The 13,549-nt window shown below is 73.2% G+C and carries 14 protein-coding genes; 4 read left to right on the top strand and 10 right to left on the bottom strand.

Annotated features, from left to right (window positions below; translation table 11 throughout):
• Positions 1 to 19 precede the first annotated feature (19 nt).
• Positions 20 to 826 carry a class I SAM-dependent methyltransferase gene (locus ACQEVB_RS39975; protein WP_432984885.1) on the top strand — a complete coding sequence of 269 codons (807 nt, stop codon included), beginning with the start codon at positions 20 to 22 and terminating at the stop codon, positions 824 to 826.
• A gap of 10 nt (positions 827 to 836) precedes the next feature.
• Here the strand turns inward: ACQEVB_RS39975 and ACQEVB_RS39970 are convergent, their stop codons facing one another.
• The 3 genes from ACQEVB_RS39970 to ACQEVB_RS39960 form a co-directional block, all read right to left on the bottom strand.
• Positions 837 to 1,139 (bottom strand): hypothetical protein, encoded by a 303-nt coding sequence (locus ACQEVB_RS39970; protein ID WP_432984883.1) that lies wholly within the window; start codon positions 1,137 to 1,139, stop codon positions 837 to 839.
• Between the two features lie 158 nt (positions 1,140 to 1,297).
• On the bottom strand, positions 1,298 to 2,242 hold the full coding sequence (locus ACQEVB_RS39965; protein ID WP_432984881.1) for a ParA family protein: 945 nt from the start codon (positions 2,240 to 2,242) through the stop codon (positions 1,298 to 1,300).
• Positions 2,243 to 2,305: 63 nt separating this feature from the next.
• Positions 2,306 to 2,824 (bottom strand): hypothetical protein, encoded by a 519-nt coding sequence (locus ACQEVB_RS39960; RefSeq protein ID WP_432984879.1) that lies wholly within the window; start codon positions 2,822 to 2,824, stop codon positions 2,306 to 2,308.
• Between the two features lie 271 nt (positions 2,825 to 3,095).
• On the opposite strand from ACQEVB_RS39960, the gene ACQEVB_RS39955 reads away from it, so the two are divergent.
• Positions 3,096 to 5,633, top strand: coding sequence for an ATP-binding protein (locus tag ACQEVB_RS39955; RefSeq protein WP_432984877.1), 2,538 nt, complete (start codon positions 3,096 to 3,098; stop codon positions 5,631 to 5,633).
• A gap of 30 nt (positions 5,634 to 5,663) precedes the next feature.
• On the opposite strand, the gene ACQEVB_RS39950 is transcribed toward ACQEVB_RS39955, so the two are convergent.
• From ACQEVB_RS39950 to ACQEVB_RS39940, 3 genes are all read right to left on the bottom strand, one after another.
• The gene (locus ACQEVB_RS39950; RefSeq protein ID WP_432984875.1) at positions 5,664 to 5,939 is read right to left on the bottom strand and encodes a DUF4242 domain-containing protein; all 276 of its coding nucleotides are present in this window, start codon (positions 5,937 to 5,939) and stop codon (positions 5,664 to 5,666) included.
• Positions 5,940 to 6,085: 146 nt separating this feature from the next.
• Positions 6,086 to 7,219: an epoxide hydrolase family protein gene (locus ACQEVB_RS39945; RefSeq protein WP_432984873.1), complete on the bottom strand. Its 1,134-nt coding sequence runs from the start codon at positions 7,217 to 7,219 to the stop codon at positions 6,086 to 6,088.
• Positions 7,220 to 7,387: 168 nt separating this feature from the next.
• Positions 7,388 to 8,098, bottom strand: coding sequence for an alpha/beta fold hydrolase (locus ACQEVB_RS39940; RefSeq protein ID WP_432984871.1), 711 nt, complete (start codon positions 8,096 to 8,098; stop codon positions 7,388 to 7,390).
• A gap of 83 nt (positions 8,099 to 8,181) precedes the next feature.
• Here ACQEVB_RS39940 and ACQEVB_RS39935 point away from each other — a divergent pair, with 83 nt between their 5' ends.
• The gene (locus ACQEVB_RS39935; RefSeq protein ID WP_432984869.1) at positions 8,182 to 8,598 is read left to right on the top strand and encodes a MarR family winged helix-turn-helix transcriptional regulator; all 417 of its coding nucleotides are present in this window, start codon (positions 8,182 to 8,184) and stop codon (positions 8,596 to 8,598) included.
• A gap of 88 nt (positions 8,599 to 8,686) precedes the next feature.
• Here ACQEVB_RS39935 and ACQEVB_RS39930 read toward each other — a convergent pair whose 3' ends face one another.
• From ACQEVB_RS39930 to ACQEVB_RS39915, 4 genes are all read right to left on the bottom strand, one after another.
• Positions 8,687 to 9,157 carry a DoxX family protein gene (locus ACQEVB_RS39930; protein WP_432984867.1) on the bottom strand — a complete coding sequence of 157 codons (471 nt, stop codon included), beginning with the start codon at positions 9,155 to 9,157 and terminating at the stop codon, positions 8,687 to 8,689.
• Positions 9,158 to 9,253: 96 nt separating this feature from the next.
• Positions 9,254 to 10,657 carry an MFS transporter gene (locus ACQEVB_RS39925; protein ID WP_432984864.1) on the bottom strand — a complete coding sequence of 468 codons (1,404 nt, stop codon included), beginning with the start codon at positions 10,655 to 10,657 and terminating at the stop codon, positions 9,254 to 9,256.
• A gap of 66 nt (positions 10,658 to 10,723) precedes the next feature.
• Positions 10,724 to 11,212, bottom strand: a complete 489-nt coding sequence (locus ACQEVB_RS39920) for a MarR family winged helix-turn-helix transcriptional regulator (protein WP_432984862.1) — start codon at positions 11,210 to 11,212, stop codon at positions 10,724 to 10,726.
• A 489-nt stretch (positions 11,213 to 11,701) separates the two neighbouring features.
• Positions 11,702 to 12,565 carry a LysR family transcriptional regulator gene (locus ACQEVB_RS39915; RefSeq protein ID WP_432984860.1) on the bottom strand — a complete coding sequence of 288 codons (864 nt, stop codon included), beginning with the start codon at positions 12,563 to 12,565 and terminating at the stop codon, positions 11,702 to 11,704.
• A 90-nt stretch (positions 12,566 to 12,655) separates the two neighbouring features.
• Between ACQEVB_RS39915 and ACQEVB_RS39910 the strand changes: the two genes are divergently transcribed.
• On the top strand, positions 12,656 to 13,492 hold the full coding sequence (locus ACQEVB_RS39910; RefSeq protein WP_432984858.1) for a TIGR03620 family F420-dependent LLM class oxidoreductase: 837 nt from the start codon (positions 12,656 to 12,658) through the stop codon (positions 13,490 to 13,492).
• Positions 13,493 to 13,549: the final 57 nt, after the last annotated feature.

The raw sequence follows: 13,549 nt of genomic DNA, 5'->3' as shown, positions 1-13,549 counted from the left end.
CTCCAACGAGGAGGTCGGGATGCGGCTGCGCAGGGTCCTGCTCGTTCCGCAGATCATCCGGCTGGCCCGGCACGCCCCGCGCGATGTCGACTCCCGTTGGGACCGCTACTGGGCAGGCGTCGAGCGCACCGGGGACGACGGCGACGTCCTGTGGGACGCCAGCACCTCGAGCGAGGCCGACCACTACCTCGAACTGCTCGGCGCTCATGCGGATCCTCGGCTGCCGGTCGTCGACGTCGGCTGCGGCAACGGCCGGTTCACCCGTGCTCTCGCGCAGCGCTTCCGTCCCGCGATCGGTGTCGACCTCTCCCCGCACGCCGTCGCCCGGGCGCGCCTGGAGAGCGGTTCCCTGCCGCACCTGCAGTTCCGCGTGGCCGACATGACCGCCGAGAGCACCGGGCGAGCGCTCCGCAGCGAGCTCGGACCGTGCAACGTGCTGGTCCGCGGCGTCCTGCACGTCCTGGCGCCCGCCGATCGCCGGCGGCTCGCGGCGAACCTCGCCGAGCTCCTCGACGGCCCCGACGCCACCCTGCTCGTCGCCGAGACCAACCACCCCGGCTCGTTGCTGGCCTACCTGGAGGACCTGGGCGCCCGCCCGACCGGCTTCCCGCGAGCCCTCGGCCGCGCCATCACCGCGGGCCTGCCCCGCCCGTCCAAGTTCGGTGAGGACGAACTCGCCGACACCTTCCCCCCGGACCGCTGGGACCGCGTCCGCACCGACCGGAACGCCCGTATCGCGACGGTCCCGACGCACCGCGGCGGCGCGGACTCGGTCCCCGGCCTGGTCGCGGTACTGCGCCGGCGCAGCGGCTCCGCGCGTTCCTGAGACGGCGTGCTCAGCCGAGCTCCTCATCGCCCACCAGCGCGTCGACGCCCTGGATCAGTGCGTCCAGCTCGCGGAGCCGGCCGATCAGCACGCGAACGCCGAGCTCGGTGGTGCGGAAGCGCCGGCCCTCGCCCGTCCGGCGCACGAGGCGGTTCCGCTCGAGGTAGCCCAACCGGCGGTGGACCTCGGCGTGGAGCGGCACCAGGCGGCGGCCGGTGCGGCACCGGATGATCTCCACCGCCTCACTGCGCGTCCGCGGTGTCCCGTGCAGCGCCGCGAGCAGCAACACGTCGACATGGCGCGGGTCCCGCACGACGATCCGGGTGCCCGGCCCGTGCTGCGGGACAGGATCGCGGGCCGCCGTCGACGGTCCGTGGTCCTCGCGCGGCCGGACGGTAGGTCGTGTCCGCCCCGATGCGGCGGACGGTCCGAAGATCCTGGACAGGTCACGGGCGGACGGCTCCGACCCGCTCACCGCTGCGCCGCCTCACCACCGGCGTCGAGCTCGGCCTCCTCCGCAGCCTGCAGGGCGGTCAGGACCTCCACGCCGAGTGTGCGGTAGTCCCCCGCGACGCTCGCCGCGGTCTCCGCGATCCGCGGCTCCCGTACGCCGGAGCGGAGCGACTCCCACCAGGCCGGCTGCTGCGCAGCCTCGATCTCCAGCTCGTGGGCGAGCTTGCCCAGCCGACGAGCGTCCTGCGCCGTGCGTTCCGCGTGCCGGATGGTGGTGCGAAACCTCGGTGAGTCTCCCCCGAACGCCTCGTCGATCGCGTCGGCTGCCTGCGCCTGGATGACGCGCGAGCGGCTGCCGGTGCCGAACAGCACCACCCCGAGGAGTCCGAGTCGCTGGTTGATCTCCCGCGCGAGGGCGAACCGCTCGGCGACCAGACCGATCCCGATCAGGCCACCCAGGTCCGATCGCGTGGGCATCAGCACCCACCGGGCCGCCCCCAGAGCGAGGTCGGTGAGGATGGTCGACTCGGGCGGGCAGTCGATGAACGCGATGTCGTAGTCCCCCGCCAGCGGCGCCAGCACGTCCCCGAGCACGGTGAAGGCGGCCCGTCCGCGATGCTGCAGCCGCGACACCATGACCGGTGTCAGGTCCTCGAGCCGCGATCCCCCGCACACGACGTCGAGGTGCGGCCGCACGTCCGGCAACGCCCGCAACGGCGTGCCCGCGATCACTGCGGCGAGCAGGCCCGCGCCCTGGTCGTCACCGGCGGAACCGCGGTACCCGAGGTCGTCGGCCAGGTTCGCCTGCCGATTGAGGTCGACGAGCAAGCAGCGGTACCCGGCACCGGCGAACTGCCCGCCCAGGTTCGCGGCGATCGACGTCTTCCCGACACCGCCCTTGTCGTTGACGATCGCGATCACCCGCGCGAGCGCGCCGTCGCGTTGGCTGTCGGATCCGGCCATCACCCTCCTCCCTCATCGGCCCTGCTCACGTCCAGCGGCCCCGGGTGCGGCCGGACGCTCCGGTCACCGGCGGCGCGGCCGCCGAGACGCCGTCCGACGTGGAGGTTCTTCCGGCTCCCGCGCGGATCGGCGGGATCGGCGCGTGTCCGATTCACCTCGACCGGACTCACCTGATCGACGGCGCGGCCGTAGCAGCCCCTCGAGCCTCGTGGACTCCGGCGACCCGCTGCGGTCCTCCTCCTCTTCGCCGTCGTCGAGGTCGTCCTCGTCCTCCACGTCCTCGTCGAGGTCGTCCTCGTCCTCCTCGTCGTCGTCCTCGTCGAGGTCGTCGTCGAGGTCGTCAACGTCCTCGTCGTCAACGTCCTCGTCGAGGCCGTCCTGGTCATCGGCCGCGTCGCCGTCGTCGAACTCGTCGTCGAGATCGTCGTCCTCGTCCTCAGGCGGTTCGTCGACATCGTCGACGTCGTCGGCATCGTCGACGTCGTCGGCATCGTCGTCGGCCACCCACTCCTCGTCCGGCTCGGCAGGAGGTGCCGTCTCCTCGACCGTGATCCGCAGCTCCACTCGCCTGGTGCCGACCATGAACCAACCGCTGATGTCGGCGACGTCGGCAGACGCTCGATCGACCATGGCGTGCTTCCCTTCTCGCTGGGCGTGCACCGGTCCCGTCCCCGTTTCCCGCGCGCGCGAAGCGCGGTCGGCGCAACCGGAGGCAGGATTCGCCTGCTCGGCGGGGTCCTGCCGCCGCTGGACGCGCGCACCGCATGGGCCGGTCGGCCGCCGGGCCTGCAGACCCGAGCGGCTGGAATGCTCGGCTCTGTCGCTGGTCAGCGCAGCGCCCTACAGTCGCTGGGTGCGGCTGTGGGAGCGCGACCACCCCCTGGAGGTGCTCATCGACCGTGCCCGCCGCGCAGCGGACGGACAGGGATCGGTGGTGCTCGTCGCCGGTGAGGCGGGCATCGGCAAGACCGCCCTGCTGCGGGCGTTCGCCGAGGTGTCGCCGACACCGGTGCTGTGGGGGATGTGCGACTCCCTGAGCACTCCCCGACCCTTGGGCCCGCTGCGCGACGTCGCCGGCGAGCTGAGCGGCGAGGTCGCGGCCGTGCTGCGCGAGGCGACCGTCCAGCACGAGATCTTCGCGGCCGTGCTGGAGGCCCTGCAGGACCGGTCACGCGCTCTCCTGGTGGAGGACCTGCACTGGGGCGACGAGGCGACGCTGGACCTGGTGCGGTTCCTGGGCCGGCGCATCGACAGGCTGCCCCTGCTGCTGGTGCTGTCCTACCGCGACACCACCGGGCCGACCGATCCGCTCCGCGCCGTCCTGGGCGATCTCGTGTCCGCCCCGCGGGCACGGCGGCTGCAGCTCACCCCGCTGAGCCGGTCGGCGGTCGCCGAGATGGTCGGCGGGCACGCGCTCGACGCCGGCGACGTCCATGCCCGGACGGCGGGCAACCCCTTCTTCGTCAGCCAGATCCTCGCCCAGCCGGACTCACCGTTGCCGGAGAGCGTGCGCGACGCCGTCCTCGCCAGGACGGCGCCGCTCGCCGCCGACGACCGGCGCGCGCTCGAACTGCTGTCCTGCGCGCCCGACGGGGTGAGCAGCGAGCTCCTCGCGGCACTGGGGATACCCGAGGCCACCGTGGCGACGCTCGGCGCCACCGGGCTGCTCGACCGCAGCGGGCGCGGGGTCGCCTTCCGCCACGAGATCGCCCGATCGGCCGTGCTTGACGCGGTGACGCCGGGCGCGGAACCCGCGCTGCACGCGTCCATGATCGAAGCGCTCGAGGCCGTGGGCGGCGACGCGAGCGTGCTCGTCCACCACGCGGTCGCCGTCGCGGACGTGCCCCGGATCCTGCAGTACGCGATCGCCGCGGCGGCGGAGGCCGCGCGGTCCGGGGCGCACCGCGAGGCCGTCGCGTTCTACGAGCTGGCCCTGCCGCACACCGGTGACGGCGCCGCGACCCGCGCCGAGGTGCTCGAAGCCCTCGCCGGGGAGCTGTACCTCACCGACCGGCTCCACGACGCGATCGACGCCCGCACGCGCGCCGTGGCGCTGCGCCGCGCGCTCGGTGACGTCGTCGCGGTCGGGGCGGGACACTGCGCCATCTCCCTCTTCGAGTGGTACGCGGCCGATCGCTTCGCGGCCGAACGGTCGGACGCGGCCGCGATCTCGATCCTCTCCGAGGCGGGCGATCCCCTCGCGCTCGGTCGCGCGCTCGCCAACCGCGCCTACCTGGCCGCGGGCCGCGGTGACGAGGCGCTCGGGCTGCAGGCGGGCCGGGCCGCGCTGCAGATCGCCGACGAGCTGGGGGACGCCGCCCTGCACACCGCCGCGACGATCGGCGAAGCACTGGTCCGGCTGAACGCGGGCGACCTGCAGGCGCGGTCCCACCTGATCGCGGCCCGCGACACCGGTCTGCGGCTGCGGCTCGACGAGCTGGTGACGGTGCCGATGAGCAACCTCGCGCACCACGACGTCGAGCAGGGTCGGTTCGCGCAGGCCGACGAGATCCTCGGCGACGCGCTGCGGTTCAGCGAGGAACGGGACATCCCCATCTGCAGCATGTGGCAGCGCGGAGTGCTCGCTCGGCTGCGACTGCTGCAAGGTCGGTGGCAGGAGGCGGAGCAGGACGCGCTCGCGGTGCTCGCGGTGGGCGACGTGCCGCTGGGCCGGCTGTGGTCGCACCTCGTGCTCGGGCTGCTCGCCGCCCGGCGGGACGCGCCGGCGGAGAACCCCCACCTCGACGAGCTGTGGCGACTGGCCACGAAGCTCGACATCGCCGGCGTGCTGGCCCCCGTCGCGGCTGCGCTCGCCGAGCAGGCCTGGATCCTCCGCAGACCCGACCCCCGGCTCGACGAGTCCCTCGTCACCGCCGTCGCCGGAGTCGCGAGCCTCGGAGGGGACCAGGTGCGCCGGTGGGTGCGCCGGCTCGGCACGTCGGGCGTCCAGCAGGTCGGCGCCGACATCCCGCCGCCCGGCCGACCCCCGGAGCAGCAGCCCTACGACCAGGCGCTGGCGTTCTGGGACGGCGGCACCACCCAGGACCTCCTGGCCGCGCTCCCCCTGCTGGACGAGCTGGGCGCCCGGGCCGTCGCCGCACTGGTGCGCGGACGGCTGCGCGAGCTCGGGGTGCCGAACCCGCCGCGCGGCCCGTCACCCGCCACCCGCGCCAACCCAGCCGGCCTCACCGATCGGCAGCTCGACGTGCTGGCCCTGCTCCTGCAGGGGCTGAGCAACGCCGACATCGCCGCGCGGCTGGTGATCTCCCGCAAGACGGCCGACCACCACGTGTCGGCGATCCTCGCCAAGCTCGGCGCCCGGTCGCGGGGCGAGGCCGTGGTGGCCGCCCGCCGGCTCAGGCTCGAACGGCTCACGCAGCCGTCGCGCTGAAGCCCGAGCGGGGGCGGCCCTCGACGACCGTCAGTCCCCGGCGGTCGCGGGACCGATCTCGGCTGCGACCTCCACCACCACGTCGGCCGGGAAGCCGCCCCGGCGGGCGTGCTCACGGATGGTCTCCGGGTCGTCGGTCTCGTGCACGCAGTAGATCTTGTCGCCGGCCACGTAGCTGTGGTGCCACGTGTACTCGACGCCCAGGCCGTCCACGACGTCGTTCGAGGTGCGGGCGATGTCCCGCAGCTGCTCCGAGGTGAGCCGCGAGGCGCCGGGCAGGTTGCGCTCGATCAGGAAGGTCGCCATTGCCGTGTTCCGTTCTCTCCGAGTGATCAGTGGTCTGTGACCAGGGAGAACGCTAGGTCCGGGGACAGCTGGGGCGCGTCGGGAGAACTTCCTATCCGCACCCCCGCGGCTACCCATCTCCGCCCCGGCGGCGGCCCGGAAGCCGTTCACCGCCGCCGATCGCGCAGGAACTCCGTGATGTCCTGAGCGAGCAGGGCCGGCTCCTCGTGTGCCGCGAAGTGCCCGCCGCGAGGCATCCGGGTGTAGCGCTCGAGCCGGTAGGTCCGCTCCACCCAGGCTCGAGGTGGGTGCGTCAGGTCGGCCGGGAACACCGCGACGGCGGTCGGCACGTCCACCCGGGCCACCCGCGTGGTCAGGCCCTGCGCGTACTCGTAGTAGGGCCGGAACGAGGTCGAGATCGTCTCCGTGAACCAGTAGAGGGACGCCTGGGTGAGGAGGAAGTCGTCGTCGAACCGCGAGGACACGTCTCCGCCGCAGTCGCTCCACGCCCGGTACTTCTCGAGCATCCACGACAACAGCCCGACCGGTGAGTCGGCGAGCCCGTGGGCGAGGGTCAACGGCCGGGTGCTCTGCTGGCGCTGGTACGCGCCCTCCGAGCGCTGCCACTCGGCGACCTCGGCCAGGTGGTCGCGCTCCTCGGAGGTGAGCTCGTCCTCGTCGAACGCGGCGGGCGGAGCGACAGCGAGCAGATGGATGCCGACGAGCTCCTCCGGGTGGGCCTCCGCGAGCCGCGAGGTCACCCCGGCCCCCAGGTCGCCGCCGTGGGCGGCATACCGGACGAAGCCCAGCTCGTCGCGCATGAGCCGGTGCCACAGGTCGTGCGTCTGCACCTCGGCCGACAGCTCCGGGCGCTGCGGCGACAGCGGGAAACCGGGGAGCGAAGGAACGATGACCGTGAACGCATCGGCCGCCGCTCCCCCGTACCGCGACGGCGACGCCAGCCGCTCCGCGACACCCACCAGTTCGAGGAAGGAGCTCGGCCACCCGTTCGTCATCAGGAGGGGCAGGGCCTCCGGGATCTCACCCTCGAAGCGGAGGTAGTGCAGCGGGGTGCCGTCGAGGTCGGCGACGTGCGAGGGCAGCTCGTTGATCCGCGCCTCCTGCACGCGCCAGTCGTAGCCGTCCGCCCAGTGGGCGACGAGGCGGCGCAGCGTCGCCGTGTCGGTGCCCGCCTCCCACCCCTGGATCGGCCACGGTGTCGGCCACCGGGTCGCGCGCAACCGCGCGCGCAGGTCGGCCACCGCCGCGTCGCTGACGGAGAGGACGGTGGTGCGGGACATGTGCCTCCTGCCCCCAACGCTGGTCGGGACGTTCTGCGGTTCGGAGGGTTGCGACGATCTCATCGTCACCTGTCTACCGCCGTCGTGACCCGGCCGGTGTCGACGTCGCTGCGGACGGTCCGCGCCGGGTCGACGGGTGTGTCGGCCCTCGTCCCAGACCGCAGCGCGTCAGGGGATCAGCTCGGCGAGCTCGTGCGGCGTCTCCAGCTGCGGGAGGTGGCCGGCGGCGTCGAGCACGGTGAGCCGGGCGTCCGGGATCGCGTTCGCGTAGGCCGCCCCGTGTGCCAGGGGCACGATCCGATCGGCAGCACCCCACACGACGCTGGTCGGCACGGTGATCGCGGGCAGTCGGCCGAGCAGCGGCGGGTCACTCATGGTGGTGCCGCCGTAGGTCTGCAGGGCCGCACGGTTGCCGGCCATCACCGCCTTCTGCTCCGTCGGGAGCGAGGCGACGTCGAGCCGGAACGCGGCGGGGTTGCGATAGCTCAGCTCGGCGACCTCGTCCATCGTCAGGCTGAAGAAGTCGACGATCGGGCTGTCGGGCAGGTCGAGGCCGACCGCGTCGACGAGCACGAGGGCGCCGACGCGCGGACTGTGCAGCAGCGCGAGCTCGGCGCCGATCCAGCCACCGATCGAGTTGCCGACGACCACGACGTCGTCGAGGTCGAGGTCGTCGAGCAGCTGCGCGTAGTGGCGCGCGAGACCGGCGATGGTGTCGAGCTCGGGCGGACGCCCGGTCCCGTCGAACCCGGGGTGGACGGGCGTGACGACCCGGTGGTCGGCGGCCAGCAGTGCGCCGATGCCGCGGACCGACGCCGGCCCGGCGCCGCCGTGCAGCAGGAGCAGCGGTCGGCCGGAGCCCTGATCGACGAAGCTCATATCAATCTCCTTTGATAAGGATGTTGATACAGGCTTACGCGGCCATCCACCATAAGTCAATATGCTGATATAAGGTTGTGGACATGAGCGTGCACCTCCGGGACATCGGACTCGCCGTCAAGCGTCTGCAGAACCGGCATCACCGGGCGGCCAACCGCCGGCTCACCGCCGAGCTCGGCCTGTCGCTCCCCCAGTGGGACGCGCTGCGCCACCTCGGCGAGCACCCCGACGCGTCCCTGCACGACCTCGCCGAACTCACCTTCCAGACCGACCAGGCGATGGGCACCCTCGCCAGTCGCATGATCGCGAACGGGCTCATCGAGCGCGTCGACGGGCCGGGCCGGGCCGTGCGCCACCGGCTCACCCAACGGGGCGAGACCGCACGGACCGCCGGCGCCGCCGTCCTGGACGCCGTGCTCGCCGACTCACTCGGCGCCCTCACCGACGACGAGCGCACCACACTGCACAACCTGCTGATCAAGGCAGGCGGGACGGCCTGACCGTCACGTCGAAGGGGCCCCGGTCGAGCGCGGTCGCGGGCCGCGCCCTTCGCTCTGCGCCGTCACCCGCACCGCGGGGTCGACGCCGCTACGAAACCACGGCCGGCGCCCCCTGCGCCGCGCCGACGGCCCGACGCGACCGGACCTCCAGAACCACCACGGCGACCGTCGCCGCGAGGAACAGCACCTGCATGAGCGTGCGCGGCACGAGCTGGTCGTGCCACGGCAGCTCGGTCCCGCTCAGCGCGTGCTGCACGTTGGCCGGGAACATCGCCAGCAGCAACCCGGTCAACCCGGCGGCGGCCCAGGGCGCCGTCCGTTTCAGGACGAGCCCGACCGCGCCGAGCAACTCCAGCACGCCCGTCACGGTGACGAGCAGGTCAGGCGCCGGCAGCCACGGCGGCACCATGGCGATCAGCTCCTCGCGCAGCCCGATGAAGTGCGCTCCCCCGGTCAGCGGGAACATCGCCGCGAGGCCGTACCGCAGCGCCAGCGCGGGTGGCCTTCCGGCAACGGTCAGCAGTGCGGTGACGGCAACCAGCACGATCAACGGTTCCATGACGCCTCCTCGAGAACTTTACAGTGACAAGATGCCGTCGAATCCAGATCTTGTCAATGTAAAGTTCAGGAGGGGAGCGCCGCTCCCGCGAGGCGATCAGGCCCGGCGCAGCACCGTCACGGTGACGACCCCCGCAGTGGCCACTGCCACCGCACTGATGAGGAACGCCAGGTGGTAGCCGCTGGTCAGCGCCTCGGTCACGGTCGCGCCCGCCGCGGTGGCGGCATCGGTGCGGGCCGCGGCCAGCGCGGCGAGGACCGCCGTGCCCAGCGCGCCACCCACCTGCTGGCTGGTGTTGGCCAGGCCGGAGGCGAGCCCGGCGTCCTCGGGGGTGGCGTCCGACATCATCAGGGTGGTGACCGCCGGCAGCGCGAGGCCGGCGCCGATGCCGAGCACGATCATCGACGGGAGCACGTCCACCACGTAGCTGCCGACCGGCGGGCGGGTGAGCAGCAGCAGACCGGCCACGAGCAGGATCTCCCCCGCGATCAGCACGGTGCGCGCTCCCGAGCGCGCGATCAGCCGGCCTGACGCGGTGAGTGACACCAGCGCGATCGTCAGCGTGATCGGCAGCAGCCCGAAGCCGGTCTGGGCCGCGGTGTACCCGAGCGCCCGCTGCAGGTAGAGCGCCGCGACGAACTGGAAGCCGAGCATGCCGGCCACCATGAGCAGCTGCGCCGCATTGCCCCCCGAAACGGCCCGCGAGCGGAAGATCCTGAGCCGGACGAGCGGCTCGGCCGCCCGCTGCTGGCGGCGGACGAACCCGGCGAGCAGGGCCACCGCGAGGACGGCCATCCCGAGCCGCAGCGCGGGAGCCGACGTGTCGACGATCGTGAAGACGGCGAGCACCAGACCTGCGGTGACCAGCAGCCCGCCGGGGACGTCGGGGCGCGCGGACCGGTCGGTCGGGCTGTCGGCGGCGACGTACTTGAGCGCGAGCAACACGGCCGCCACCCCGATCGGGACGTTGACCAGGAAGATCCAGCGCCAGCCGACGGTGTCGGTGAGCACGCCCCCGAGCAGCGTGCCGATGGAGGCCCCGGCCGCGCCGACGAACGCGTAGGCACCCATGGCACGGGCGCGCTCCCCCGGCTCGGGAAAGAGCGCGACGACCATGCCGAGCACCACCGCGGAGGCCATGGCGGCGCCGACTCCCTGCACGAACCGGGCGGCGATCAGCATCGTCGCGTCGATCGCCAGCCCGCAGAGCAGCGAGGCCAGCACGAACAGCGAGAGGCCGCCGAGGAGCATGCGGCGCCTGCCGTAGAGGTCGCCCAGCCGGCCGGCGAGGAGCAGCAGGCCGCCGAGCGGCACGAGGTAGGCGTTGACCGTCCAGGCCAGGGCCGCGGTCGTGAAGCCGAGGTCGGCCTGCAGCACCGGAAGCGCGACGGTGGTGATCGTGCCGTCGAGAATGATCATGAGCATCGCGATGCAGAGCACGGCGAGCGCGAGCCAGCGCGACGGTGCTGTGCGGGATGCGAGAGCGGTCGAACTCGTCATGAGAGCGACCGTAACAGATAGTTTTTTAACAGACAATCCCGATAGAGACTGCTTGTTTCGGGACGGTCAGACGCCCCGCTTCCGTCGCGGCGCGTGCGGGTTCGGCTCGACGGCCGACAGCGGGCCGTCGTGGGTGACGAGTGCCAGCAGCGCGTCGAGGAGGACCTCGCGCCGCTCCGGCGCGAGCACGCCGAGGACCTCGGCGTAGAGCTCGTCGATCACGCCACGGGCCTTGGCCACGGCCTCGTCGCCCGCCTCGGTGGTGCGGACGATCCGCACCCGGCGGTCGCCGGGCGACGGGGTGCGCTGCGCCAGGCCCGCCTTCTCGAGGTGGTCGCAGGTGACGACCATGGTGGTCTTGTCGAGCAGCGCCAGCTCCGCCAGCTCGCTCTGCGTGAGCTCGTGGGCACCAGCCTTCGCCAGCACGCAGTAGTCGCGCACGGTCATGCCCAGCTCGCCCAGCACGGCGCCCATCCGCGCCGCGAGGGCCTGGCTCGCCTTGTCGAACAGGTAGGAGAGGTCGGCCCGGATCTCTTCGTCACTGCGCGCGTCCATGCCGCCAGAGTACAGACGATCCGCAACGGAACCATCCAGAACGGAACTAGAAACCGCTTCGTGCGGCCCGACCACGAGCCGGGCTCACCGGCACCGTCGCGCACCTCCGGATCCGTCCGCCCCACGGAGAGGGCGCGGGACTTGACCAGCCGGGAGATCCCGAAGGCCAGTCAGCGCGGTCGACTCGTACCAGAACACGCGCCGGACCGCCCCGGCGCCGGCGAGCACGCCGTCGACGAGTGCGGCCCTCACCGAGACGGCTACGGCCGCACCGCCGGCGAACGGCCGCGAGCCTCCGCTGCCGGGTCGGGCTTCGATGGCGTCGAGCATCAGGTCGATGATCAGCCTGAACTGGTGGTCGCGCTCCGTGAGGGCTACGTCGACGGTGCGGGTCGCGGCCTCGGCCTGCGTCCGGCGGCGCGGCGAGGTCACCCCGGTCGTCGCCCGCACCGACGAGGGGGCACGGTGGCGGCGCGGACCGCCGGCGGATCAGCCGGCCACGGCGTCCCCGAAGGCCGCCACGTGGGCCGCCGCGCAGGCGCACGGGAGGTCGGTGGACACGACGACGCTGCCCGTGATCGTCATCTGCGGTTCGAGCGGGATCACCCGCACCCGGGTGGAGCGGATCTCGGCCGCCTGATCGGCCGGCAGCACCGTCCAGCTGCGCTGGTCGGAGCCCACCTCGACGATCGTGTCGTGCACCGTCCCGCGGCGGTGCGCTGGTCGTCCCTGCAGTCCGGCGTCCCGCAGCGCGGTGACCACCGACGGGTCGTGGTCCTGGGACGTCCGCAACGGTCCGTCGGCCAGTTCGGCCAGGCCGACGGCCGCACGACCGGCGGCGGGGTGCCGCGCCGAGACGACCGCGAACACGGACTCGGACCAGCTCGGCAACACCCGCAACCCGGGTGCCGAACGCACTCCCCTGGCCAGGGCCAGGTCGATCTCCCCCTGCCGCAGCGCATTCAGGCGCGCGGCCACCGGCAGGTCGACGAGCACGACGTCGAATCCCGGAGCCTGCTCCCGCAAGGCGTCGATCCCGCGTTCCAGGCGGGCGGTGAACTGGCCTCCCGCCCCCGTTCCGATGCGCATGACACCCGCTCGCTCACGCGCCGCCACCCGGACCCGATCGGCGGCCGCGAGCGCCTCGCGCGCCACGTCGAGCACCCGATCCCCGGCCTCGGTCAGGCGGACCCGACGCGACGAGCGGTCGAACAGCCGGACCCCCAGCTCGCGCTCCAGCCCCGCGATCTGCCGGCTGACCGCGGGCTGGGCGATGTGCAGCCGCTCGGCAGCCCGGCCGAAGTGCAGCTCGTCGGCGACCGTGACGAAGTACCGCAACGCCCGTAGTTCCACATGCACTCCCCTGCGACGATGCCGCCACGTTATCGCTGCGCGTCAGCACTGGTCCTCGTTCCCGGCGGAACCCCGTGCTGGAGTCGGGGCATGCACATCGATCTCGGCCTGCTCGGCGCCCACCTGCGCGAGCACGAAGTGAATCCGGACCGCGCGGCGGAGGTGGAGCGCGCCGGCTACGGCACGCTCTGGCTGGACGCCTCGCCCCCGGCCGACCTCGCCCTCGTGGAGGAGCTGCTCGACGCGACCACCCGGATGGCCGTCGGCACGAGCGTGGTGAACGTCTGGACCGCCGACGCGGACACCGTCGCCGCCTCCTACCACCGGATCGAGGCCAAGCACCCCGGGCGGTTCCTGCTCGGCGTCGGGATCGGGCACCGCGAGGTCCACGCCGAGTACGCCTCGCCGTACGACACGCTGGTGTCCTACCTGGACCGGCTCGCCGGCGCGGGCGTGCCGGCCGACCGCACCGTGGTGGCCGCGCTCGGGCCGCGCATGCTGCGCCTGGCCCGCGACCGCACCGCCGGGACCATGCCCGCCCTGGTCACCCCGGAGCACACCCGGCAGGCCCGCGCGGTCCTCGGCGCCGGGAAGCTGCTGCTACCCGCCCATTTCGCGCTCGCCGAGACGGACGCGGAACGGGCTCGCGCGATCGCCCGGTCCGGGCCAGCCGGAACCGCGCTGGTCGTCAGCAACTACGCGAACAACCTCCGCCGCCTCGGCTTCACCGACGACGACCTGGCGGACAACGGCAGCGACCGGCTGATCGACGCCCTCGTCGCCCACGGCGACCGAGCCACCGTCGCGACACGGCTGCTGGCCCACCGAGCCGCCGGAGCCGACCACGTCGGCGTCTACCCCCTCGGCGACGACCCGATCGCCACGCTCGTCGCGGTAGCCGACGCGGTGCACGCCGCCACGGTCTGAACGCTCTGCCGCACGGTGTTCCCACGGTCGACGAGCCCGCGGGCGAACCGCGCGCTG

The organism is Pseudonocardia sp. CA-107938, assembly GCF_050936315.1.
In the GTDB taxonomy this organism is placed as follows: domain Bacteria; phylum Actinomycetota; class Actinomycetes; order Mycobacteriales; family Pseudonocardiaceae; genus Pseudonocardia.
Note: the sequence above shows the minus strand (reverse complement) of the source record. Positions and strands in the feature narration are given on the sequence as shown.